Raw genomic sequence first — 22179 nt, forward strand, 5'->3', positions numbered from 1 at the left:
ATCACTCCTGGAACGTAAGCCGACCTGCTCGCCATCCCTGGCGGAGGTGAGCTTTGCCACACTCGCCACAGCGGTATTTGAGGTCGGTCTTCTTGGTTGGCTTGTCGCCACCCGGTACCTTCGAGAACTTACCGTCGTTCCCGATTCCCTTGTTTCGTTTTTCCTGTCGATCGATCCACTTCATGCCGGTCTGTCGACCGGTCCGAACTTTCTCGACCTCGTGTTCGTAGTGCTCGTTGCAATGCGGGCAATACGTGTTAAATCGGCGTGGCATTTCCATAGATATCGGCCTCTTGGACTGTGGTTGGCCTCCGGTCCTTAAAACCCGTTTGGTTCGGAGCCGATTCACGGCTCGGTCTCGAAGCGCTTAATTGAGGGTCGTACGAACGGTTCCATATGAAGCGCCTCATTATCCGCGGGGATCCCGGGGTTCGCCGCAACGGCGTCATCGAGCACGATGGCGAGGAACTGACCCTGTTCCAGATCAACCGCAACGGCGACTGGCACGGCCCAGAGGAGGTACAGCTGTGGTGTATCAGCGGCACCGAGGACGAGCGCGAGACCTACGATAAACGCGAGTATATTCCGCACTTTCTCGACGTCGAGCGACTCGACGCCGGCGAAGTCACCGTTATCGAGCGCGCAGGATAGCCGACCCCTCTTCTAGTCGTCCTGGTGGACCGGCCGATCCGCAAGCCCTTTGAGCAGATACTCCGCCGAAGCGAGGTTCGTCGCCAGCGGCGTGTCGTGAACGTCGCAGATCCGCAGTAGCGCCGAAATGTCGGGCTCGTGGGCCTGTGCCCGGAGCGGATCCCGCAGGAAGACGATGCCGTCGAGGATCCCCTCTGCGACCTCTGCACCGATCATCATGTCACCGCCCAGTGGTCCGGACTCCTTGCGCTCGATATCCAGATTCGTTTCCTCCATCAGTCGCTTGCCAGTTGTCCCCGTCGCGATGAGATCGTACTGTTCCAGCAGCGCCTGGTGTTTCTGCGCCAGATCGATCATGTCCGGTTTCTTGTCGTCGTGAGCAATTAGCGCGACGCGTGTCATACTCGTGTCTATCGGGGAAGGCAGTTAGTCGTTTTGAACGACGGCTCGGTAGCCCCATGATTTTTTACTCCCGAGCGGAGATATTCATCAATGGCAGACGGCCATACGGCTGTAGAGCCGATACAGGCGAGATGCCGGTCGCTGGTCTCAAGCGGTCGGCTCGTTCGTTTCGCCTCGGTCGGCCTGCTCGGTACGGCCATCGATTTCGCCATCCTCGTCTCTCTGGTCGAATTTTGGGGGCTGTGGCTCGAACTCAGCAAAATCATCAGCGCAGAGACCGCAATCCTCGTCATGTTCGCCCTGAACGAGTCCTGGACGTTCTCGGAATGGGGCGAGTCCGGCTACCGATCCGTCCTTCGACGGCTGGGCACCTCCAACGTCGTCCGGCTTGGCGGAATCGCTGTCGCCATTGTCGTCCTCTCACTGATAGTACGGCTGTCAGCAATCCCATACTTGCTCGCGAACGCCGTTGGCATCGCCTGCGGGTTCAGTGTTAATTTCCTCGCCGAGAGCTACTTCACCTGGAGCATCGGCCAGTGAGTAGAACCCACACAGGGCGACCGAAACACAACCCTTAACTAGCGGACGGCGGTACGAGAATGTAGCGGGATGGGATAGCCAGGAGATTCCGGCGGGCTCATAACCCGCAGATCGGTAGTTCAAATCTACCTCCCGCTACTTTTTGAGAACTCAACTACCCAGCGAGTCGTTTCATCGACGAGCGATCACTGAGTTCTCAAAAGTGTAATGAATCGATTTGAACCAGAAAAACGCGAGCACAGCGAGTGTTTTGCGTAGTTCAAATCTACCTCCCGCTATTTTTCGACGCGAACAATAACGAGAAGCGAAGCGACGAGTGTCGTGAGCGTCGAAAGTACGGCGGGTAGATTTGAAGTAGACGACGAGCGACCAACGGGAGCGACGTCGACGTAGTTCAACTACCGCCCCCTATCGCACGGCGACGTTTTTGATTCGACTACTGGCCTGCTCCTAGTTCTGCAGAAGGGACGCATACCTGCACGATACCTCCCGAAAGCCACGCCAGGATGGCGATACCCATACCCACCCCATCACACCACTCTGTCGACTGTAACTCGCTTTTGTAGCCATTCTACAGCCCCTTTGACGGCATCTGCTTCTGCACCACTTACTTTCAGACGGTTCTTGCCGCCAGTGTCCGGGTAGCTACCGATCCGGACGGCGAACTGTTCGCGCACGCCCGCGAGTGCCTCGACCATCGAACCCTCTGGCTGGGGGGTGAAAAGTGTCGTCGAGACGATGTCACCGTCGAACTCGTGGGCGACGTCCTCGAAGAGGGCCCGCATTTCCGCCGGGACGCCGGGAAAGGCGTAGACGTTCTCCAGTACGCATCCCGGGCAGAGCCCTTCGGAGTTGATGATGGCACGACTGCCCTCGGGGAGCGATGCCCAGGCGTCGATGTCGAGATCGAGGTCGTGTTCGGCGACGAGTTCGGGGTTGGCGTCCCGGTATGCAGCAGCCGTTTCGAGGACGTCCTCCCGAACTGCGTCCTCGACGACCAGTTGGCGGCCGAAAGTGTCGGCAATGGCGTCGGCAGTAACGTCGTCGTGGGTGCCGCCGAGTCCGCCGGTCACGACGACGGCGTCGAACGACTCGCGCCACTCCTCGAGAGTGTCGGCGATCAGTTTGCGGTCGTCCGGAACCGTGAGAATGCGGACGACGGTCGACCCATGCGCGGTGATCTGCTCGGCAAGCCAGGTCGCGTTCGTGTTCGGCGTGTCGCCGGCCAGCACTTCGTCACCGACGGTGAGTATGGCGACTTCCATCAGCGGAAGAAGGCGCTCGCGACGCAAAAGGCTACGCTTCGACCGGCGGATGCTCGGGGAGACGTGTGTAATTGGAGCTACCTCGAAAGTGATTCTAAACTAACTACTTATCTCGGACAAACGAAATGTACCCCGAGATGAGACGCCACCTCGCAATCGCCGTCGTGATCGCTCTTATCGGAGCGCTCGCCGTCGGACCGACCGTCGCAGCGGCAGACGAAACCCGGACTGGCGGGACGGTCATCGTCGAGGAGGACGAAACAGTCGAAGATCTATCAGTCTTCGGTGGCACTGTGATCGTGGACGGCAGTACCGAGGGGGAGTTACGTGTCGTCGGGGGGACGGTTACGATCGACGGCGACGCCGAGGATATCTCGGTACTCGGTGGAGACGTCCGGATTACAGGGAACGTGAGCGGCAATGTAGAGGTAGTCGGAGGGAACGTCTGGCTTGGCGAGGATACGACTGTCGACGGGTCGGTGTCGATCGCCTCGGGATCGACGACGATCCACGGGACGGTGACGGGCGATGTCCAAGCAGGGCCGGGAACGGTCACGCTCGGACCGACGGCGGTAATCGGTGGTGATGTATCCTACGCTGGGACCCTCGACGTTCAGCCCGGTGCGGAGGTCGAAGGCGACACCGTCCGCGACCCCGCCACGGTGATCGGTCCCGCGGAGTATCCAACGGGGCTGGACTGGATCATCGCAGCGTACGTGCTCGTCATGAATTTGCTCTTGGGGGCGATCTTGCTCGCCGCTGGCCCTCGGTTCGCCCAGTCGGTGAGCGACCGGTTCAGGGGGTCGTCACTAACGAGCGCGGGCGTCGGCCTCGCTGTGGTCATCACTATACCGATCCTCCTCGGTCTGCTCGCGTTGAGCATCCTGGGACTCCCGCTCTCGCTAGTTGGTAGTTTGCTGTTCGCCGTCTATCTCTGGATCGCGACCGTCTACGGCCGGTTCGCCGTGGGAATGTGGCTGCTGTCGGTAATAAACGTCAGCAATCGGTGGCTTGGGCTATTGCTCGGGCTTCCCCTGGTCGCGCTCGTCGCACGAGTACCGTACGTCGGGAGTGTACTCGCGGGGCTGGTAACGCTCGTCGGCATCGGAGCGGTGCCGCTGGCCTTGCGGGACGCCAGGCGGGTCGGCGAGTGAGGACGTGGTTCGGACCAGCCGTCGGCGTCGAGCAACAAACCAGGTCTGAAACCGACCGGTGGTCGCAATGGGGCCTGACTTCCGGGCCGTGTGAAGGACGGTCGTATAGCAGTGCGGCTGATAACGACAAAAATTATTCATAATGAACGATAAGACACTCTTAAATGTATAATTGGAATATTTTAGGCCATTTACCAAAATAGGTGATCAAACACATTGTTTTCTGGCTATTATATCTTATAAACTAACAATTAGTGTCAAATTCAATAGGAATAAATATATGTGTATCGGTTAGCATTATCATTATATGCCACAAGGTAACAGAGGACGACTTGGCAGACGGAAACTGATGCAGATTAGTGGAGCGGGCATCGCAGCCGGCCTCGCAGGCTGTTTCGGCGGCGACGAAAACGGCAACGAGAACGGCAACGAAAACGGCAACGAGAACGGCAACGGGAACGGTGATCCTTCGGAAGGACTCCCGGATGTCGAACTGTATGGCCCGGAGGGAGACCGTGTCTCACCGACGCTCTTCTACGACGAGGGGGACGACACGGCACTGGACATCGGCAGTGAGATGCAGCGGAATCTCGCACTGGTCGGCGCGGATCTCCAGCTCGACGGACGGGCCGAGCTACTCGGCACGGACTTCTTCTCGGAGCCCCTGCCTGACGAGAACCCCGACGACTTCGAGTACGGTCCGGTCGGTCGGAACGCAGGGCCGCCGGAACGAACGCGAACCGTCAATGACTGGGACATCCTCATCGGGATCGCTGCAAACTCCTACCCGCGCACCCCCGGAAACACTGAAACGTTCTGGACGAAGGACAGCGCCGTCAACGCGTATGGCTACGAGCCAGAGGTCGACATGGCCGGACTCTACGAAGAGTTCCGAAACGCCGAGTCCCAGGAAGCCCGGCAGGAACAGCTCAACGAGATCATGGGCACGCTTACTGACGAGCTCCCAGCCAACTTCCTCTCGCAGGGGCTCGATTTCTGGGGCTTCGATCAGGCGATCAACACCTCCGACGAATTCAACCTCTATGGAAACTCGCTCGGGACGATCAACCGGTACCGGGACGAGCAATCGGTGGGCGGAGACTTCGTCTGGCTCGACGGCACCCAGTTCTCGTCAGCCTTCCTGCCCGAACAGGACGACAACAACTCGGCGCTTCGAACCGGCCTGTTGACCGACAGCTCATACGTGATCGACACCGAGGACAACATCGTCCCGCTGTTTATGAACATCGAGAACAGCGGCGACGATCAGGTGTGGATCTGTTCGCTTCGTGACAACCTCCAGTTCGGAACGGATGCCGACGGCAACTCCTACGGTCAGATGACCGCGGAGGACTGGGTGTTCCAGACCGAGACCGTCCACGGTGTCGCAGACGACGCAGCGGACTTCTGGAACGAGGAGACGCCGCCGAGCGAGGCGCTCGGCTCCTATGCAGCGGTCGAGAACGTCGAACAGACCGGCGAACTGGAGTTCCAGCTAGAACTCGCCGAGGCAGACGGCCTGTTCCCGCTTCGCCCCGTCATCTGGGCGGAAACAGTGCTCCCGAAGGCCCTGATAGAGCAGTACGCACCCGACGCACAGGCGCTTCGTCAGTCTGACGAGGTGCAGAACTTCACCTGGACCGGCAACCTCGGCCCCTACACCTTCGAAAGCCGTACTGGCGGCCAGACGGGAGACTTCACCGTCACCCGCAACGACGAGTACTACATGCGCGAGCACACGCAGGACAGCAACGTGCAAGTGATGGACGACGCCTGGGGGGACGCGCCGTACTTCGAGAACTACCAGTTCGACGTCGAATCGGAGCAATCGACCCGCGTCGAGCGGTTCCGTGCCGGCGAGGCCGACCGGATGGCGCTCCCAACGGATGTCATCCAGGAGTTCGAGGAGGCCGTCGACCAGGTCCGCGTGGAGGACCAGCAGGATCCGTACATCAGCTTCCAGTTCTTCAATCAGCGGGCGAACGGCAGCATACTCTGTCGCGAACGCGACGGACGTGAGGCCATCGCTCGGGTAATCGACAAGGATACGATCACGCAGGATATCCAGCGTGGCCGTACGGAGCCAGCCGTCACCCACCAGCCGACCTGGTCGCAGTGGTACGATGAATCCGCCGTCGACGCCTACGGTACAGGTATCACCGAAGACGACATCGTCACGGCCCGCGACCTTCTCAGAGACAACGAGAACTTCACCGTCGAAGAGGTCTAAAGCGCCCGAATCGTCGCTTTCATTGATATTTTATGACATAAGACTCCTATGAAATGGTATATCATTCGCCGAACTCTGTGGGCAGGATTCGCGACCGTGATTATCCTCTCGATCACGTTCCTGCTGATGGATCAGATCCCGAGCCAACAGATCATGCAGGCGCAGTTTCAGGCAGCAGTCGACGGCGTTGACGTCGAAACAGCCGTCCAGGCCGAGAAGGAACGACTTGGACTCGCGAAGCCCTTCCACGAACGGTACATCGAGTTCATGCTGAACATTTTCCAGGGAAAATGGGGCTGGTCCTACGAGTACAGCCAGCCTGTTAGGGAGGTCATCGTTCAGACGGTGCCATACTCCCTCATGTACGGCTTCCCCGCAATCGTCCTCTCGACAGTGATTGGGACGATCATCGGCCTGTACTCGGCTGTCAACCAGTACACGACCAAGGATTACGTGGCAACGTTCATGGCGTTCTTCGGCATCAGCATCCCGAACTTCTGGTTCGGAATCGTCCTGCTGGTGATCTTCGGAACCTTCCTTGGCTGGGTCGACATCGGCTGGAACGCTGCTATCGTGAAATCGGCCGACGGTGCCTGGGTCCTGCTCGATACGGCGGGCAGCGATCATCCCGCGTTCCTCCGCGAAGACTTCCAGGGCGAACGCTACATCGGCGTCTTCAGTCCCCAGAACATCAAGCAACTCATCCTGCCCACCTTCGTCGTGATGACTGGCGCAATCGCGTCAGTGATGCGGTACGCCCGCGCTGAGGCGCTCGAATACGTCGATGCCGAGTTCGTCAAGACGGCGAAGTCGAAGGGAGTGAGCAACCGAACCATCGTCGCGAAACACATCCTCCGTCCCGCCTCGATCCCGCTGATGACGATCATGGTCGGACGGATCCTGGGACTGATCCTCTTTGGTTCGTATCTGGTCGAAATCGTCTTCGGTATTCCCGGCATCGGTCTCGCCTCGCTACAGGCGATCATCCGCCAGGACACCGACCTGGTGGCGATTACGATCCTGATACCGACGTTCATCGCGATCATGGGGAACCTCATCGAGGACATCATGTACGCGATTCTGGACCCACGGATCGATTACGGTGATCGATAATGGGCGAGAAAACAGACCAACCCGAGACGGACGGTGGGACTCCACAGGAGGACCCCACTTTCGAGCAGGTCGACTGGGCGAGCATCGATAGCGGCGAGACGCCACGTCGAAAGAAGGAGTACGTCTGGTTCGGCATCGTCAGCGCCTGGCTGATCGGCGCCGTCTACGACGTCTACTCCCAGCACATCGCCGAGACGGGCGCCGCCGAGTTCCCGGTAATCGGCGTCATCTCGCCAGTGGACTGGCTCTGGTCGATCACGCTACTCGTGTTCGTATACTACGGACTCGTCCCGCTGGCCGAGAACAGACGGATGACCCGGTACTACTGGAAAGAGTTCCGGAAGAACAAGGCCGCGGTCATCAGTGGACTGTTCCTTACGGTGATCTTTGCCGTCGGCGTGATCGGCTCTCGGGTGCTACCGGCACCCGAACGGACGCCCGGACTAGAGAACCAGCCACCAGTCTGGACCTCCGTCGAGGATTACGTCACCGGCAACGAGTGTCCGGGCGGCACCACCGTCGTCGACGGGGTGACGATGTGTCAGGGTAGCTGGACGCATCCGCTCGGCACGACGTCGTCCGGCGAAGACATCCTGCGAGCCAGCATCTACGGCATGGAGGTGAGCATGCAGGTGGGGCTTATCGCGACGCTCCTGAGCATCACGCTGGCCGCGGCGGTCGGGCTGACAGCCGCCTATTACGGCGGTCTCGTCGACGAAGTGCTGATGCGCTACGTCGACATCCAGATCACCTTCCCGACCTTCTTCCTGTTCCTGTTGCTGGCGTACACGGTCGGTGGGAGCCTGTTCGTTCTCATCCTCATCTTCGGCCTGTTCGGCTGGGGATCGTCGGCCCGCATCATGCGGGCGGAGGCGTTACAACGCCGGGAAGAGCCCTACATACAGGCAGCGAAGAACGCAGGGGCATCGTCGTTCTGGACGGTCAGGCGACATCTCCTGCCGAACATCTCGAACAGCCTTATCACCGCAGCATCGCTCACGATACCGTCGATCATTCTCGCCGAGGCGGCCATCGCCTTCCTGGGACTTGGAGACCTCACGGTCGCGTCGTGGGGCCGGATTATTTCCGGCGGCCGCGACCAGCTTCGAACCGCGTGGTGGATCGCAACCATCCCCGGGGTGTTCCTGTTTTTCACCATCCTGGCATTCAACTTCCTCGGCGATGCATTGCGAGACGCCCTCGATCCACGACACGGAGGGAGCGGAGAATGAGTTCTATTACGGATAACGAGACTGACGTCGACGCTGTATCGAGCGGGAGCCAGCCGCTGTTGGAACTATCGGACCTGCATACCTACTTCAGGACGGACAGCGGAACAGTCAAAGCAGTCGACGGCATCTCGTTGACGGTCGAAGCCGGCGAGACTGTCGCAATCGTCGGCGAGAGCGGCTCCGGCAAGACGGTTACCAGCGAGGCAATCACACAGCTCTACAAATCACCCCCGGCGTTCGTTCCGGACGGATCGGTACGGATCAACGGTCGGGAAGTGACCGACATGTCCGACGCCGAACTCCGCCAGGTTCGGGGCGGCGAGGTGAGTCATATCTTCCAGAACCCACAGGGCGCGCTCAACCCGGTGTACACGGTCGGCTGGCAGATCAAAGAGGCGATCAATCTCCACTCGGACCTCACAAAGGAGGAAGCACGAGAGCGGGCAGTCAAGCTTCTCACACAGGTCGGCATTCCCGAAGCGAGTTCCCGGCTCGACGATTACCCACACGAGTTCTCCGGTGGGATGAAACAGCGAGTCCTCATCGCAATCGCGCTGGCCTGTGAACCCGATCTGTTGATCGCTGACGAACCGACGACGGCCCTGGACGTGACGATTCAGGCCCAGATACTGCAACTGCTGAATCGACTCCAGTCCGAACGGAACATGGGGATGCTGTTCATCACGCACGACCTGGGCGTCGTCGCCCAGATAGCCGACCGGGTGGCAGTGATGTACTCGGGCAAGATCATGGAGCAGGGACCCGTCGAGACGATCTTCGAGGAACCGGCCCACCCGTACACCCGCGCCTTGCTCGACTGTCTCCCGGGGAGGGGCACGATCGGCGGCATTCCCGGCAATCTGCCGGATCCCAAAGCGCCACCCGAAGGCTGTCGGTTCGCCGACCGATGTCAGCACGCCGTAGAGGGATGTCGGACCGGCGACCAGCCGCCGATGTATCAGGTCGGAGACGATCCACAGCACACGACATCGTGTGTCCATTTCGGTCCGAGAATGGATCCAGGCACGGTCCTGAATTCGGAGGTCGGCGATACCGATCTGACGACCGATGGAGGTGCCGATAGCCGATGAGCGAGCGCTCTCAACCCCTCCTGCAAGTGGACGGACTGAAGAAACACTATCCGATCACGAAGGGGCTGTTGAACACCGAGGTCGGGCGTGCGAAGGCCGTCGACGGGATCAGCTTCGAACTCGAACGCGGCGAAACGTTCGGCATCGTGGGTGAATCCGGTTGTGGGAAGTCCACCGCGGCGACGTCGATGACCCGACTGGAGGATCCGACCGACGGACAGGTGCTGTTCGATGGCGAAGACATCGTAGAGTACGACGCCGATCAACTTCGAGAGTTCCGGAGGGACGTCCAACTGATCTTCCAGGACCCCGACTCCAGTTTCGATCCACGAATGAACATCGGGGATGCCGTCGCCGAACCGCTGATCGTCCAGGGCATGACGGACAAGAAACGTCGACGAGCGATCGTTGGCGACCTCCTGGAGCGGGTCGGACTGTCGGCCGACGACATGAAGCGGTATCCCCACGAGTTCTCCGGCGGACAAAAACAGCGGATCGGCCTGGCGCGTGCACTGTCGGTCAACCCGAAACTGCTCGTGGCCGACGAGCCAGTGTCGGCGCTCGACGTCTCCGTCCAGTCGGAGATACTGCGGCTGATCGATGAGTTCCAGGAGGATCTGGGGCTGTCGGTGCTGATCATCAGCCACGACCTGGGCGTCGTTCGACAGGTGTGTGACCGCGTCGCCGTAATGTATCTCGGCGAGTTCGTCGAGGTGGGGCCGACCGAAGAGCTGTTCGAGAACCCGAAACATCCCTACACGCGAGCATTGCTGTCCGCAATCCCGCGACCGGATCCGACGGATCGCGGCTTCGGCGTCGAACTCAAAGGCGACGTCCCGGACCCGTCCGCTCCGCCGAGCGGTTGTCGGTTCCACACCCGCTGCCCGGAGGTCATTCTCCCGGACGGCATCGATCTGGAACAGGACGTCTGGCGGAACCTGCTCCAGTTCCGAAAGCAGGTGGAGGCCCACGCCATAGATCTGGAGAGCATCGTGGAGGTCGGCGTACTGGAATCCGATCATAGCTACGATACTGTCGAGGAACCGACCCCCGAGGACGTCGACGATGCCGACCTCAAACGGTGGCTCCGCTCGGAGTACGACCTGCCGGATCAGCTGGGCGATCCCGGTGCCGAATCGACGCTCAGAAAGGCTATCGACGCCGTAATCGCCGACGACTACGGCGAGGCCATCGAGTTGCTCGCGGCGACGTTCACAACCGTCTGTGAGACCGATCAGCCGGAGCTGAAAAGCTGTGGGAACGGACAGACGGCAGCGTGCCATCTCAACGACTCGAACCGATCAGCCAACGAAGAACCACTACTGAACGACGGGCAGTAGCGCCCCGGCCATCATCAACATTTTTTATATGGACCACGACGGAGATCCTCAGAACACTGATTCGATCGACGAACAGCGCGAGAACCGAGGCGGCACGGAGGACCCGGAGGTCGACGATCCGAGACCCGGACGGCCACCGGGCTGGACCGAGGAGCGACCGCCCGACTCCGACGAGGGGCCGCTCGGAACGGTCTCCGTCGACGAACCCGACCCGCCGTGGCTTCTAGACGCTCTCGGACAGTTGGGCATCTACATGGGCGTCACTGCGGTTGTACTCACAGCTATCGGCCTTGGCTCCGCACTGATCGATCTCCAGCCCGTGGCCAATATTGCACTGGTCCTTGCGCTGGGGCTGGTTTCGGTTGCCCTGGTGTTTGGAGCCGCATATCAGGCCTACGTTAGCGATCTGTTGCCGTAACAATCGAACAAAAGTAGTGCTTAGCTGGGGCGCTTGAGGAGCGGTGCGTACTCCTCGTGGGGGAACTTCCCCAGGGTCGTGCCATCGATAGTTTTGATGTGTGAGTACAGTACGCCTTCCTCCATAGCAGACTCTACAAGCCCGTCTGCCCGAACCATGTCGTACCTGCTAGCGAGCAGGATCGATCGTTCGGTGGCCGGATCGATGAACTCGGTAACGGCGTACATGAACCCCTCGACATCGGTCCCGTAAGCCAGATACTCGGTGAACTCGTCGGGGTCGAACCACTCCTCGAACTCCTCCGCATGGTTATCCGGCACGACGTGAAACAATCCGAATTCGTCGTGGTCGCCCATGTCCTTACTCACAGTATCAGTATGCGCCGCAGTGAGTGTGAGAACGTCCCATCCGTCCTCGCGTCGCTCTTCAGCGATCGCTTCCATGTCGTCCAACGTCCCTTTCCACGCCTCCAGTTGTACCCCCTCCGGGTCTTTTCGTCGGGCACTACGGGGGTCAGGTATATCGATATCTTCGGACATACAGTACATTGAATCAAGGAGCCTGTTAACTCTTTTCCGACTTGCTCGGTCAACCAACGCCCAGGACCGCCTCTGCGAGGAAAGAGATTGCGAGCACAAAGACGGCAGCGACGAACAGTTGTGTCTGTGAGGATATTCTATCCTCCGGGCGTGGAAGACGCAGCCATCGAAGCGGTGGCAACGAACGGGCGATCGATTGCACCTTCGTCGACGTATCGTTCGCCTGGACGGTAGGTTGGTCCGTCGTACTCTCCAGATCATCAGGTGAGGTGGGCCACAACACGACCGTCGCGTACGAGAGTTGGATCCATCCCGCGATGAACACCAGTATGTTAGCCCGGGCGAGGCTCCCACCGGTCACGACCGAGAGAACGACTGCACCGAGAACGATAAGCGCCGCAACTACCACAGCGTAGGTGAGCGTATCCACCCAGATCCGAACTGTACAGTCTATACGGCTCCGAAGCGGTTCGCTCTCCTCCATCATCAGTCGAAACGAGTCCCAAGCACGTCCTTCGGAGAACGGTAGTCTTCGCCGTGACGGTGACAGTAGCTCTCGTGGCCGTTGGGGGACGTCGAGTGATACTCCGGTGATTCGCCCTCGCAGATGCTGCCAAATTCATCGGAGAACACGGCGATTGCTTCGGACTCCTCGTTGTTCATGGCGTGGTCTGCAATGCGGTCGAGAATCGACTGCACGTCCGCCGGTAGTTCCAGATCACCGAACAGTTCCTCGTAGGTACTCTCGATGGTCGCAAACCGGGTATCCCCGCCGAAGCGCTCGCGGATCCGTTCCCGGATCGACCGGTCGGCCCGCTCACGCTCCCGGAGGACCTCCCGGAGAGTGTTCAGCGCCACCCAGATTTCGTCATCGAGATGGCGGTACTCCTCGGGACGGATCCGGGCCGGACAGCGCGTGCTGAACGGACAGCCCGACGGTGGATAACGAGGGTTCGGTGGCGTTCCATGCAGGAGGATCCGTTCCCGGTCGCTCGTCGGGTCGGGTTCCGGGATCGCCGATAGCAGCGCGTGTGTGTAGGGGTTCGACGGATCGGTGAACAGCTCCTCTGTCGGCCCGATCTCCATGACGTTGCCGAGATACATCACCGCGACCCGGTCGCAGATGTGGCGGACGACCGAGAGGTCGTGGGCGATGAAGAGATACGTCAGCCCGAACTCCTCCTGGAGCTCTTCCAGAAGGTTGATAATTTCGGCCTGCACGGAGACGTCGAGCGCCGACACCGGCTCGTCGAGGACGATGAAGTCCGGTTCGAGCGCGAGCGTGCGGGCGATACCGACCCGCTGGCGCTGGCCGCCGGAAAACTGGTGCGGATAGCGGTAGTAGTGCTCGCGCTGTAATCCGACAGTGTCGAGCAGTTCGCGGACCCGCTGGCGGCGTTCACGGGGGGTTTTCCAGTCCTGTGCGTCTAGCGGTTCGCGAACGATCTCACCGACAGTCATCCGGTCGTTGAGACTCGAGTCGGGATCCTGGAAGACGATCTGTGCGTTTCGTCGCCACTCGTAGAGGTCGTCTCCAGAGAGATCCGTGATATCGACGCCGTCGAACTTGACCTCGCCGTCAGTTGCATCTTCCAACTGGATGAGCGTTCGACCAAGCGTCGTCTTTCCGCAGCCGGATTCGCCGACCAGTCCGAGCGTCTCTCCCTGGTGGATATCGAACGAGACGCCGTCGACCGCCTTTACTGGCGTTCCGCCGAACAGTCCTCCGTCGTCGTAGTAGGTCTTCAGGTTCCGGACTTCGACCATCGGGTCTCCCCTTGCACCGTACTCCGTTTCGGTGTCCGTCGAGATCACGTCCTGACTCATTAGTCGTCACCTCCGGTTCGATCGATTGCGCTCTTTTTGTGGCGCTCGACTGCCTGCGCTTTTGACTCGTCTTCGGGATAGAGAAGGCATGCAGCGGTATGATCCTCGGCGTTCTCGTCGACCGGTACCGAGACTGGATGGACCGCCTCGCATTCGTCGAAAGCCTTCGGACACCGCGGGGCGAACCGACAGTAGGTCGCGGGTTCGTTCGGTGTCGGGACGTTGCCTTCCATCGTTTCGAGGCGCTCGCCGGACTGGCGTCCGGGGATCGAGCGAAGCAAGCCGCGCGTATACGGATGCCGGGGGGATCCGAACAGTTCCTCTACGCCAGCCGTTTCGACGACTTCGCCCGCGTACATGACGTTTACTTGGTCTGAGACATCCGCTATGACGCCCATATCGTGTGTAATAAACATTATTGCGAGGTCGCGCTCCCGCTCCAGATCCGCCAGCAGGTCCAGGATCTGCGCCTGAATAGTTACGTCCAGCGCCGTCGTCGGTTCGTCACAGATCAGCACCTCGGGGTCGCAGGCTAACGCCAGTGCGATGACTGCCCGCTGGCGCATCCCACCGGAGAACTGGTGGGGGTACTCAGTTACGCGTCGACGAGCGTCCGGAATGCCAACTGATTCGAGCAGGTCGGCTGCCTCCCGGGTCGCTGCCTCGCCTCTTAACCCCTGGTGGAGCCTGAGCGCCTCTTTGATCTGGTTACCGACGGTGTAGACGGGGTTGAGGCTCGTCATCGGGTCCTGGAACACCATCGCGATCCGCCCGCCCCGCATGAGTCGCTGTGGTTCGCCGCTGAGTCGTGCAATCTCGACGAACCCATCGGCGATATTCTCGGGGGTGTCGGAACTGCCCTCAGTGACGAACACGCAGTCCTTCTCGTCGACGAGGCCGATTTCATCGCCGTAGCCCGCCGCGAGGAAGTCGGCGATGGTTGCTGCTTCCTTGCTGTCGTAGCCGAACGTGCCGGGCGTCGCATCGACAGCGTCGAACAACTCTATCGGGTCGTGGTCCTCTCTGATTGGACCCACATCGACGGTACGGCCTGGGAACTGCTCGGCGAAGTCACGGACCGTCTCGAGGTGATGGAAGCGAATGCTGCTTCCGTCGAGCACCCGGCCGGGCGAGTCGATAAGTCCCATCAGCGACCGGGCAGTGACGCTCTTCCCGGAACCGCTCTCGCCGACTATACCGACCGTTTCGCCGGGGACGATGTCGAACGAGACGCCATCGACCGCCCGAATCGTCTCCCGCTCGGTGAAGAAGGCGGTCTGGAGGTTCCGCACCTCGACGATCGGCTCTCCTCGTTCGGCCGTGGATTCGACGGTCGATTCGACCGCCATTATCCGCCACCTCCGGCGCCTGGGCCATCACCGACGTCTGCTTCCGGATCGATGGCATCTCTGAGCGCGTCGCCCAGCGCGTTGAACGACAGCACGACCATGGCGATCATGATCCCGGCGACCGTCGAGATGTGCCACGACGACGTCGGAATGTACGCCTTCCCATCGTTGATGAGTCTGCCCCATTCGGGCGTGGGGGACTGGATGCCCAGGCCGAGGAACGACAGCGCGGACACTGTGATGATGATACCGCCGATCAACAGGGACGAGTAGATGATGATGTAGCTAGCGATGTATGGTGCCATGTGTTTTCGCATGATGTTGTTCGGTGTCTGGCCATAGCTCTTGGCCGCGTCGACCCATTCTTCCTCCGCGACCTGTAATGACGGTCCTCGTATAGACCGCCACATACCCGGCCAGTACGCCAGAGCGAGGATAAGCGACAGTAACAGTCCCCCATCCATCGGTTCTGATAACGGATGGTTCTGGAAGACCACGAGTATCATCATCACGAGGATAAGCACCGGTATCGAGATGATTGTATCACTCGTGACCACGACCACGATGTCGAGTAACCCTTTGTAGTAGGCTGTCATCAGCGACAGACCGACTGCGATGAGCGCGCCAAGACCCACCGCTGAGAGCGCGATTACCAGCGAGGTTCTGGCACCGAAGGCTAGATGTGTTATCATATCTTGCCCAGTCGGTGTCGTTCCCAGTGGCGCGAACCGATCGTAATCGTCGTATTCCCAGATTCCAACGGTGTTCTGACCGTTAGAGCGACTGTTGAGGTTGGCAGTTCCGTGGAGGACTTCTTCGACTTCACCCCCGTCATTGAGATGCGAGAACTCGTGATTGTACGGTTCGTAAACGTTGTGTTCGACGGGGACTGCACTGATAGCGGGTGCGAACAGCGCGAGCGTCACGAATCCGAGGACAATGATCAGTCCGAAGATGCCCCAGGTGTGGTTTCGGAACCTGCGGATCGTGTCGTCCCGGGGCGTCCAGTCGGCCTCTCGATAGTGATCGCGGTAGACGTTGAATCCTTTCCAGAACCAGACGAGACACGCGAGCACGTAGGCCCACACGAGCATGAACCGGATCGTCCACGCCCACTTGGGGGAGAGTCCGAGGAACGTCCCTTCCCAGCCGCCGCTAGGCGTCCTGTGGCCAAGGTTGGGAATTACCTCGCGGCTTGTCAGCGTCGGGATCGACGACACCGAATCGATAATGCTGGCCCAGAGGCTGACCTCCTCCCTGGCGATGGCCCCGATCGGCGTGAACGCCATCAGGAACGCCCCAACGACCAGAATAGCGGTCAATGCAAACCGTTCGGTCCATATCTTGAACTTGGGCCCTCTATCGAGGTCCACGAAGTCGTCAACGCCCCACGGTAAGAAACTCTGGAGGATGACTGCCACGCCAAACAGGATGACGACGGATACGAAGTCTGCGAAGACCGCGCCAGCGATTGTCCCAAGCGAGTTAGCCACGTTGTCTCCGACCCAACCAGGGGCGGCGCCTATGCCTCCAAGCACGAGTCGGACGGCCCCGCCCAACGCGAGCACGCCGTCGAGTATGCGGCCGAACTCCAGTGCGATCAGAACGAGGGCGCCGGCCGTCCAGAGAACTGCCGGACGCGGGTTCCGCTTGATGCGCTCTCGCAACGAATATGCCTCCAGATCAGTACTCGTCGATTCAGACGTCATTTCGTTGGATATAATTTCGCTCATCTGTCGTGTCCCACCCGTGGATCGATGATCGTGTACAGGAAGTCCTGCAGGATGTTCAGGAAGATAATTATTAGTGTGAACATGAACACGAGCGCGCCCGCAAGCGGCAGGTCACCCTGCGTGAGCGCTCGGAAGTAGATATTGCCGAGGCCGTTAATATTGAAGATGAACTCGATAATGACCGACCCACCGATCAGGATGAACGCCTCGTTCGTGATGACGGGAACCAGTGGGATGAGCGCGTTCCGGAAGATGTGCTTCCAGACAATCGAACGGCTTTTCAGCCCTTTGGCCTTGGCCATCTCGACGTAGTTCGAGTTGACCGTCTCGAGCACCGCTGTCCGGCCGATACGCATCTCGGTCGCCATCGACGCGGATCCGAGGATGATCGATGCCGGTAATATCAACTTGAAATCAGTCAGAAACGCCATCCAGTCGATAGCAGTCGGGACGGTGACTCCGAATACGTCACCGTATGCCAGGAAGTCGAGATCAGGCGTCCCAGTGATGCTCCGAATATCCGGACCGATCGTGTACCAGTCGAAACCCAGCAGTCCGCCGCCCTGGGTCTGTCTGAGGAAGGCGAGTGCCATGACCGCCAGCCAGAAGTTCGGCATCGACAGCCAGAGGATGCCGCTCACGGAGGCGACGTAGTCGCTCTTCGAGTTCGGGTGCAGTCCGGCGTAGAACCCTAGCGGGATACCAATGAACAACGGGAGCATGATGGCCCAGAAGCCGAGCCAGATCGTTGTTGGCGCGAGTTGGGCGATGATCTCCGTGATTGGTCGGTTCGCCTGAACGACCCAGGACTCGCCTGAGAACGTGAGAAGGTCAGTTATGAAGTCCAGATACTGCTGCCAGAGCGGGTCGTTAAGCCCGAGTTGCTCCCGTAACCGAGTGACGTCGGCGCCGCTGGCCTGTTCCCCGAGGCGAGCGGCGACTGGGCTGAGCGGCCCCAGGCGGAGCATCAGAAAGAGGAACGTCATCACGGAAAACAGGACCGGGACCGACAGCAGGGCCCGACGCATGAAGTAACCCCATCGGCTCATGATCTAGCACCTGGATATCGGCTCTCTCGTGACACGCCGCGAACGGACCTTTCAGGCGCGGTTTCCATACATACGTCAGATTCCCTCGTCGTGTGCATATTAGCTTTTTGAATCGGGAGTATAAAGTTAATAGTTCGGAGCGATCCGGGCGGGCTATTCGCTGTTCTCCGACAGTTCGGTCTGCCAGTCGAGGTAGTACCCGTTGTTCTCCTCGGGCATACCGGATGTATCCGTGTTCTTCGGCTCGAAGCCGAAGTGACCGTAGGCGACGCTCTCCCAGCTCCAGCCCCATCCGAGGGAGTACATCTGGAGGTCGCCGTCGTAGCCGCGCTGGATAAGTGTCGAGAACTGTGCCTCTTCGAGTTCTATCTCGACGCCGTTACCGGAGAGCTTGTCGCGCAGCAGGCCAGCGGCCTGCTGGTAAACCGGGCTCTGGTAGGTCGTACAGGTCAGGTTGAACGGCTCGTCCTCGGTGTAGCCCGCCTCCTCGAGTACCTGTCGGGCGCCCTCGAGATCCGTCTCGTTGGCGCTGTACGGGTACTCTTCGACAAAGTCCTCGTAGCCGTCCTGGCCTGTGGGCCAGATTCCCGGCGGCGTGAAGCTGTATGCCGGGACACCGCGGCCCGCGAAGACCTGCTCGACCAGTTCGTTCTGATCGGTCACGTACGCGAGCGCCTCTCGGACAGGCTGCGGAACGTTCCCTGCGTTGAATCCGAAGTATCGGGTGACCAGTTCGGGAAGGCCCAGGTAGTTCGCCGTCTCATCGTTCTCGAGGGGACCGTAGGTACCTACCTCGCGACCGCGGTCGTCTGTCTCGGACTCGATTTTGGCCGGGTCGTATTCCTGCGTCGGGATGGGGAAGATGTCGAGGTTCTGTTCCATCGCGAGAGTGTAGTTCGCATCGGTGTCCTCGGAGATTACGAAGTTAACCGTTCCCACGTTCGCCGTGTCGCGGTGGTAGTCATCAAACCGCGTCAGGATCAGTTCTTCATCGAGGGTGAACTGTTCGAGCTGGAAAGGCCCGGTTCCAGCCGATACCGACGTCCGGAAGTTCTGATGTTCGAATTCGCCGTCGTACCCTTCGATGTCGCCGACGGTGTTTTGCGGGATGACCGAGAATGCGGTGTAAGTCAGCACGTCCATCACCGCAGGGTTCGGTGTCTCGACTTCCATCTCGAGGGTGTAGTCGTCGACCACTTCCAGCGCGGCCGAGTCGGGGACAACGTTGCCCTCGTCGTCCGTCTCGTGGACGATTCCGACGCCGTCCGGACTGTCGAGCATGAAGTTCGCACGGACGCTGTTCTGCGATTCGATGACGCGGCGCCAGGAGTATTTGAAGTCGGCCGCCGTCACCTCGCCGCCGTTGTGATACGTGACACCCTCTTTGATATTGAAGGTATACGTCAGGCCGTCGTCGGACAGCTCGAAACTGTCGAGCAACTGGTTCTCCATCTCGGGGACACCGTTGGGGTACTCCACCAGGCGCTCGTAGATCTGAGTGATGATGGTCGACGACGCCTCGTCGTCGGATTCGACCGGGTCGATATGGCTGTGGGTGCTGTTCAAACGGTTCAGCGTATCGTCGCCCTCCAGTTCGACCGTGTGGAGTTGCTGGTGGGCCTGGCCGAGCGCACCGATCTTTGGTACAGTGACGTTGTCGTACCAGAACCGCTCGGAGAAGTCATGCATGAAGTTCAGCATGATCATGGAGTCCCTGACCGCTTCCTCGATCTCTACGTAAGCCTCGTTACGCAGGTCCTGCTGATCCGGTCCAGGGTTGCTCTGGATGCGTTCCCACGCGGCCTGCGCTTTGTCGGCGTTGGTCCCGGACTCATCTCCGTTCTCGTCGCCGTTCTCGCTGCCGTTCTCGCTGCCGTTCTCGTCGCCGTTCTCGCCGCCGTTCTCATCGTCGCCACCAAGAATGGCTGAACAGCCGGCAAGTCCGACTGAAGCGGTCCCACCAAGGAGACCAAGCATCCGTCGCCGCGAACTGTCAACCTTTTGCCGTTCAGAGTTGTCAGGCATACCTCGACATTCATCAGACGGAACTAAAAAGTTACCGACGAATAACGGGGATAATCACGCCATCCTTATTTTATTATGAATTACGTGTCATGAAGAAAAAACTGGCAGTTATCACGTGTGGCTAACTGAGTGGCAGTTATATTACAGTACGAATCACCTCGCTACAGATGAATCGGGACAGCACACGTCTGAGCATCACGGGGCGATTCGGTGTCCGAACGACCCCGATGTAGTAGGATTATTGAGTCTGTAAACCGATCTTAGTCGTCGCCGTTCTCGTCGACCACGACGACCTCTCGATCGACGACATCGACGTTGATCAGCGTCTTTGCGGCGTAATCGGTGTCTTCAAGCGCGTTCTCGCCGCCGACTTTCTTGATTACGGCAACCAGATCGACGACATCCGCGCCGATGTCTTCGAGCGATCCGAGGATCGCTTTGAGGGTTCCGCCGGTCGAGAGGACGTCGTCGAGCACGAGCACGCGGTCGCCCTCGTAGACGTCGTTGATGTACATCTCCGATTCGGAGTAGCCGGTCTCCTGAAAGAGCGCGACCTCGCCGTCGAGGCCGTACTGGCGTTTCCGGATGACGACCAGCGGGATGTCGGTCATCAGCGAGACTGCCGTCGAGATGTGGATCCCCATCGCGGCGGGCGTGACGATCTTGTCGACGTCTTCGAGATCCGCTTTCCGGATGATCCGGATGACGATTTCGCGAAGCAGCTCGGGCTCCAGCATCGGGACGCCGTCGCTGATCGGATGGACGAAGTAATGGTAGCCGTTCTTTTCGATAATCGGCGCTTCGAGAAGTGACCGCTTCAACTGGTCCATGTTGGGTCTACTGCAGCCGATAGGTAAAGATGACGGAACTGACTCGGAGGTCTTTCACGGTCGTTTCGACGCTGTCGCGGGGTTTACACCCGTTGAGCCCCTGTGTTCCGTTGATGACTCCCTCCAAGGAAAAACTACGTGAACCGCCCGATGACCGATCGAAGAGCAGTCTGATCTGTCCGATCTGTAGCCATACCAGTTCCGTCGACGGCGACTGGGAGAGCTACCGGAACAACGATGCTGAAATTCGCACCTGCCCGGACTGTGGCGCCGTCGTCGAACGACGCCCGTCGTTCGACCGCTCAAGCAGCCCCGAGCAACAGCCCTCGCCCGGTTGCTGAACGCTTTTTTCGGCTTATTCCGAATCTCGTTCGCGCCGCTCGCGAAACTGTTGAAATACGTTCTGAGCTAAAACTCAGTACGTTCGGAAATAGAGACGAGAGCCGTAGCAGACGCTATCTGCGGAGAATATCAGAAAGGTGTCAGTTAGACGCGACCGGCGTCACTAAATGTGGCCTTCGGCGCGGAGCTGGTCCGCGGCCTGGTCGTCGTAACGCCACTCGATGTTGGCTTTCTCGTCCTGCCAGTCCCACGGCTCGGCCAGTACGACATCGTCCTCGTTGATCCACGTTCGGTATTTCATGCGTCCTGGGATCCGACCCAGTCGCTCTTCGCCATCCGCGCAGCGGAGGCGTACGTGGTTGCCACCGAGATGCTCGGTGACGACTGCAAATACCTCGGTATCGTCGGGCATTCGAAGGTCTCGACGCCCAGATTCTTCACTCACACTTTGACTATGGTCGAACGCCGTTTAAATCGTTTGATACACGTGGTAGCGTTCGACACGGCGTTACCGAGTCGTCATTCGTCGACGAACTCGACCTCGTGCGTGGCAAGCGCGGCCGTACTGTCCGAGGAGGTACTCGCCCAGAGCACCTCGATTCCGTCCCCGGCGACGACACCGCGGTCGAAGGACTCGTGATCCGGCTGATCGGCGATAACGGTATCTCCGTCAGCGTTGCGCGCGACGTACAGGGCGCTATCCTCGTCGAGGCCGTCCTCGCTATTGGCCCAGTCGTGACCGGTGTTGTTCTCCACTCGCTCGCCGTCGACGAAGACCACGATAGTTCCGGGATCCTCTATCGGTTCGCCGGAGAGGTTCCCGATCCGGACGTACTGGCCGTCCTCGCCGTACTGCTCGATTTCGAAGGTCGTATCGGGAGCCTGCTCGGCGTTCCCGACGAGATAAAACGCCGCGAAGCCGAGCAGTGAACCGACGACAATGATACCGATGACGAGTAGTAACGTCGCTCTCCTCGGCGGTTCCCACGTCTCCTCGACCGGCGGCGGGTCGGCGCGTGACATCTACCGAGAAAACGGACGGGAGAACG

23 protein-coding genes and 1 tRNA gene are annotated in these 22179 nt (G+C 59.8%); 11 read left to right on the top strand and 13 right to left on the bottom strand.

Translation table 11 applies throughout. From position 1 onward, the window contains the following. Nucleotide 1 precedes the first annotated feature (1 nt). Nucleotides 2–280 carry a 50S ribosomal protein L44e gene (locus ACFQL3_RS09665; RefSeq protein ID WP_377053693.1) on the bottom strand — a complete coding sequence of 93 codons (279 nt, stop codon included), beginning with the start codon at nucleotides 278–280 and terminating at the stop codon, nucleotides 2–4. A 116-nt stretch (nucleotides 281–396) separates the two neighbouring features. Here ACFQL3_RS09665 and ACFQL3_RS09670 point away from each other — a divergent pair, with 116 nt between their 5' ends. Further along, nucleotides 397–651, top strand: a complete 255-nt coding sequence (locus ACFQL3_RS09670) for an HAH_0734 family protein (protein WP_377053695.1) — start codon at nucleotides 397–399, stop codon at nucleotides 649–651. A gap of 12 nt (nucleotides 652–663) precedes the next feature. On the opposite strand, the gene ACFQL3_RS09675 is transcribed toward ACFQL3_RS09670, so the two are convergent. After that, nucleotides 664–1053, bottom strand: a complete 390-nt coding sequence (locus ACFQL3_RS09675; protein WP_377053697.1) for a methylglyoxal synthase — start codon at nucleotides 1051–1053, stop codon at nucleotides 664–666. Between the two features lie 90 nt (nucleotides 1054–1143). Here ACFQL3_RS09675 and ACFQL3_RS09680 point away from each other — a divergent pair, with 90 nt between their 5' ends. Then, nucleotides 1144–1593 (top strand): GtrA family protein, encoded by a 450-nt coding sequence (locus ACFQL3_RS09680; RefSeq protein WP_377053699.1) that lies wholly within the window; start codon nucleotides 1144–1146, stop codon nucleotides 1591–1593. 63 nt (nucleotides 1594–1656) lie between these two features. Beyond that, nucleotides 1657–1731: transfer RNA gene (locus ACFQL3_RS09685), tRNA-Met, on the top strand. Between the two features lie 392 nt (nucleotides 1732–2123). Here the strand turns inward: ACFQL3_RS09685 and ACFQL3_RS09690 are convergent. Continuing rightward, the gene (locus tag ACFQL3_RS09690; RefSeq protein ID WP_377053701.1) at nucleotides 2124–2858 is read right to left on the bottom strand and encodes a competence/damage-inducible protein A; all 735 of its coding nucleotides are present in this window, start codon (nucleotides 2856–2858) and stop codon (nucleotides 2124–2126) included. 137 nt (nucleotides 2859–2995) lie between these two features. On the opposite strand from ACFQL3_RS09690, the gene ACFQL3_RS09695 reads away from it, so the two are divergent. The 7 genes from ACFQL3_RS09695 (at nucleotide 2996) to ACFQL3_RS09725 (ending at nucleotide 11436) form a co-directional block, all read left to right on the top strand. Continuing rightward, nucleotides 2996–4012, top strand: coding sequence for a bactofilin family protein (locus ACFQL3_RS09695; protein WP_377053703.1), 1017 nt, complete (start codon nucleotides 2996–2998; stop codon nucleotides 4010–4012). 349 nt (nucleotides 4013–4361) lie between these two features. Beyond that, the gene (locus ACFQL3_RS09700) at nucleotides 4362–6242 is read left to right on the top strand and encodes an ABC transporter substrate-binding protein (protein ID WP_377053705.1); all 1881 of its coding nucleotides are present in this window, start codon (nucleotides 4362–4364) and stop codon (nucleotides 6240–6242) included. A 48-nt stretch (nucleotides 6243–6290) separates the two neighbouring features. Further along, the gene (locus ACFQL3_RS09705; RefSeq protein ID WP_377053707.1) at nucleotides 6291–7355 is read left to right on the top strand and encodes an ABC transporter permease; all 1065 of its coding nucleotides are present in this window, start codon (nucleotides 6291–6293) and stop codon (nucleotides 7353–7355) included. Next, the gene (locus ACFQL3_RS09710) at nucleotides 7355–8587 is read left to right on the top strand and encodes an ABC transporter permease (protein WP_377053709.1); all 1233 of its coding nucleotides are present in this window, start codon (nucleotides 7355–7357) and stop codon (nucleotides 8585–8587) included. Before ACFQL3_RS09705 ends, ACFQL3_RS09710 begins: the two co-directional genes overlap by 1 nt. Next, nucleotides 8584–9678, top strand: coding sequence for an ABC transporter ATP-binding protein (locus tag ACFQL3_RS09715; protein WP_377053711.1), 1095 nt, complete (start codon nucleotides 8584–8586; stop codon nucleotides 9676–9678). The genes ACFQL3_RS09710 and ACFQL3_RS09715 overlap by 4 nt, the downstream gene beginning before the upstream one ends. Then, complete coding sequence (locus tag ACFQL3_RS09720; protein ID WP_377053713.1) at nucleotides 9675–11018, top strand: ABC transporter ATP-binding protein; 1344 nt, start codon at nucleotides 9675–9677, stop codon at nucleotides 11016–11018. Before ACFQL3_RS09715 ends, ACFQL3_RS09720 begins: the two co-directional genes overlap by 4 nt. A gap of 28 nt (nucleotides 11019–11046) precedes the next feature. Further along, nucleotides 11047–11436, top strand: coding sequence for a hypothetical protein (locus ACFQL3_RS09725; RefSeq protein WP_377053715.1), 390 nt, complete (start codon nucleotides 11047–11049; stop codon nucleotides 11434–11436). A 20-nt stretch (nucleotides 11437–11456) separates the two neighbouring features. On the opposite strand, the gene ACFQL3_RS09730 is transcribed toward ACFQL3_RS09725, so the two are convergent. The 8 genes from ACFQL3_RS09730 to hpt form a co-directional block, all read right to left on the bottom strand. Beyond that, the gene (locus ACFQL3_RS09730) at nucleotides 11457–11975 is read right to left on the bottom strand and encodes a DUF7529 family protein (RefSeq protein ID WP_377053717.1); all 519 of its coding nucleotides are present in this window, start codon (nucleotides 11973–11975) and stop codon (nucleotides 11457–11459) included. A gap of 49 nt (nucleotides 11976–12024) precedes the next feature. After that, complete coding sequence (locus tag ACFQL3_RS09735) at nucleotides 12025–12462, bottom strand: DUF7555 family protein (protein ID WP_377053719.1); 438 nt, start codon at nucleotides 12460–12462, stop codon at nucleotides 12025–12027. Next, nucleotides 12462–13802 carry an ABC transporter ATP-binding protein gene (locus ACFQL3_RS09740; protein ID WP_377053721.1) on the bottom strand — a complete coding sequence of 447 codons (1341 nt, stop codon included), beginning with the start codon at nucleotides 13800–13802 and terminating at the stop codon, nucleotides 12462–12464. Before ACFQL3_RS09740 ends, ACFQL3_RS09735 begins: the two co-directional genes overlap by 1 nt. Next, nucleotides 13802–15151 carry an oligopeptide/dipeptide ABC transporter ATP-binding protein gene (locus ACFQL3_RS09745; RefSeq protein WP_377053723.1) on the bottom strand — a complete coding sequence of 450 codons (1350 nt, stop codon included), beginning with the start codon at nucleotides 15149–15151 and terminating at the stop codon, nucleotides 13802–13804. Before ACFQL3_RS09745 ends, ACFQL3_RS09740 begins: the two co-directional genes overlap by 1 nt. Beyond that, the gene (locus ACFQL3_RS09750; protein ID WP_377053725.1) at nucleotides 15151–16884 is read right to left on the bottom strand and encodes an ABC transporter permease; all 1734 of its coding nucleotides are present in this window, start codon (nucleotides 16882–16884) and stop codon (nucleotides 15151–15153) included. The genes ACFQL3_RS09745 and ACFQL3_RS09750 overlap by 1 nt, the downstream gene beginning before the upstream one ends. Continuing rightward, nucleotides 16881–17933: an ABC transporter permease gene (locus tag ACFQL3_RS09755; RefSeq protein ID WP_377053727.1), complete on the bottom strand. Its 1053-nt coding sequence runs from the start codon at nucleotides 17931–17933 to the stop codon at nucleotides 16881–16883. The genes ACFQL3_RS09750 and ACFQL3_RS09755 overlap by 4 nt, the downstream gene beginning before the upstream one ends. 153 nt (nucleotides 17934–18086) lie before the next feature. Then, on the bottom strand, nucleotides 18087–19958 hold the full coding sequence (locus ACFQL3_RS09760) for an ABC transporter substrate-binding protein (protein WP_377053729.1): 1872 nt from the start codon (nucleotides 19956–19958) through the stop codon (nucleotides 18087–18089). 260 nt (nucleotides 19959–20218) lie between these two features. Continuing rightward, entirely contained in the window at nucleotides 20219–20788 is a 570-nt protein-coding gene (gene hpt / locus ACFQL3_RS09765) for a hypoxanthine/guanine phosphoribosyltransferase (protein ID WP_377053731.1), read from the bottom strand. A gap of 113 nt (nucleotides 20789–20901) precedes the next feature. Here hpt and ACFQL3_RS09770 point away from each other — a divergent pair, with 113 nt between their 5' ends. Further along, on the top strand, nucleotides 20902–21129 hold the full coding sequence (locus tag ACFQL3_RS09770) for a hypothetical protein (RefSeq protein WP_377053733.1): 228 nt from the start codon (nucleotides 20902–20904) through the stop codon (nucleotides 21127–21129). A 164-nt stretch (nucleotides 21130–21293) separates the two neighbouring features. On the opposite strand, the gene ACFQL3_RS09775 is transcribed toward ACFQL3_RS09770, so the two are convergent. After that, nucleotides 21294–21575 (bottom strand): translation initiation factor eIF-1A, encoded by a 282-nt coding sequence (locus ACFQL3_RS09775; protein WP_377053735.1) that lies wholly within the window; start codon nucleotides 21573–21575, stop codon nucleotides 21294–21296. Nucleotides 21576–21649: 74 nt separating this feature from the next. Continuing rightward, the gene (locus ACFQL3_RS09780) at nucleotides 21650–22153 is read right to left on the bottom strand and encodes a hypothetical protein (RefSeq protein ID WP_377053737.1); all 504 of its coding nucleotides are present in this window, start codon (nucleotides 22151–22153) and stop codon (nucleotides 21650–21652) included. Nucleotides 22154–22179 lie beyond the last annotated feature (26 nt).

The sequence above is a fragment of the Natronoarchaeum sp. GCM10025321 genome (genome assembly GCF_042663585.1).
In the GTDB taxonomy this organism is placed as follows: domain Archaea; phylum Halobacteriota; class Halobacteria; order Halobacteriales; family Natronoarchaeaceae; genus Natranaeroarchaeum.

Bases quoted from the DNA above. Each gene is read 5' to 3' on its own strand.
- ACFQL3_RS09665 (WP_377053693.1), bottom strand. From the start codon at position 280: ATGGAAATGCCACGCCGATTTAACACGTATTGCCCGCATTGCAACGAG.
- ACFQL3_RS09670 (WP_377053695.1), top strand. From the start codon at position 397: ATGAAGCGCCTCATTATCCGCGGGGATCCCGGGGTTCGCCGCAACGGC.
- ACFQL3_RS09675 (WP_377053697.1), bottom strand. From the start codon at position 1,053: ATGACACGCGTCGCGCTAATTGCTCACGACGACAAGAAACCGGACATG.
- ACFQL3_RS09680 (WP_377053699.1), top strand. From the start codon at position 1,144: ATGGCAGACGGCCATACGGCTGTAGAGCCGATACAGGCGAGATGCCGG.
- ACFQL3_RS09690 (WP_377053701.1), bottom strand. From the start codon at position 2,858: ATGGAAGTCGCCATACTCACCGTCGGTGACGAAGTGCTGGCCGGCGAC.
- ACFQL3_RS09695 (WP_377053703.1), top strand. From the start codon at position 2,996: ATGAGACGCCACCTCGCAATCGCCGTCGTGATCGCTCTTATCGGAGCG.
- ACFQL3_RS09700 (WP_377053705.1), top strand. From the start codon at position 4,362: ATGCAGATTAGTGGAGCGGGCATCGCAGCCGGCCTCGCAGGCTGTTTC.
- ACFQL3_RS09705 (WP_377053707.1), top strand. From the start codon at position 6,291: ATGAAATGGTATATCATTCGCCGAACTCTGTGGGCAGGATTCGCGACC.
- ACFQL3_RS09710 (WP_377053709.1), top strand. From the start codon at position 7,355: ATGGGCGAGAAAACAGACCAACCCGAGACGGACGGTGGGACTCCACAG.
- ACFQL3_RS09715 (WP_377053711.1), top strand. From the start codon at position 8,584: ATGAGTTCTATTACGGATAACGAGACTGACGTCGACGCTGTATCGAGC.
- ACFQL3_RS09720 (WP_377053713.1), top strand. From the start codon at position 9,675: ATGAGCGAGCGCTCTCAACCCCTCCTGCAAGTGGACGGACTGAAGAAA.
- ACFQL3_RS09725 (WP_377053715.1), top strand. From the start codon at position 11,047: ATGGACCACGACGGAGATCCTCAGAACACTGATTCGATCGACGAACAG.
- ACFQL3_RS09730 (WP_377053717.1), bottom strand. From the start codon at position 11,975: ATGTCCGAAGATATCGATATACCTGACCCCCGTAGTGCCCGACGAAAA.
- ACFQL3_RS09735 (WP_377053719.1), bottom strand. From the start codon at position 12,462: ATGATGGAGGAGAGCGAACCGCTTCGGAGCCGTATAGACTGTACAGTT.
- ACFQL3_RS09740 (WP_377053721.1), bottom strand. From the start codon at position 13,802: ATGAGTCAGGACGTGATCTCGACGGACACCGAAACGGAGTACGGTGCA.
- ACFQL3_RS09745 (WP_377053723.1), bottom strand. From the start codon at position 15,151: ATGGCGGTCGAATCGACCGTCGAATCCACGGCCGAACGAGGAGAGCCG.
- ACFQL3_RS09750 (WP_377053725.1), bottom strand. From the start codon at position 16,884: ATGAGCGAAATTATATCCAACGAAATGACGTCTGAATCGACGAGTACT.
- ACFQL3_RS09755 (WP_377053727.1), bottom strand. From the start codon at position 17,933: ATGAGCCGATGGGGTTACTTCATGCGTCGGGCCCTGCTGTCGGTCCCG.
- ACFQL3_RS09760 (WP_377053729.1), bottom strand. From the start codon at position 19,958: ATGCCTGACAACTCTGAACGGCAAAAGGTTGACAGTTCGCGGCGACGG.
- hpt (WP_377053731.1), bottom strand. From the start codon at position 20,788: ATGGACCAGTTGAAGCGGTCACTTCTCGAAGCGCCGATTATCGAAAAG.
- ACFQL3_RS09770 (WP_377053733.1), top strand. From the start codon at position 20,902: ATGACTCCCTCCAAGGAAAAACTACGTGAACCGCCCGATGACCGATCG.
- ACFQL3_RS09780 (WP_377053737.1), bottom strand. From the start codon at position 22,153: ATGTCACGCGCCGACCCGCCGCCGGTCGAGGAGACGTGGGAACCGCCG.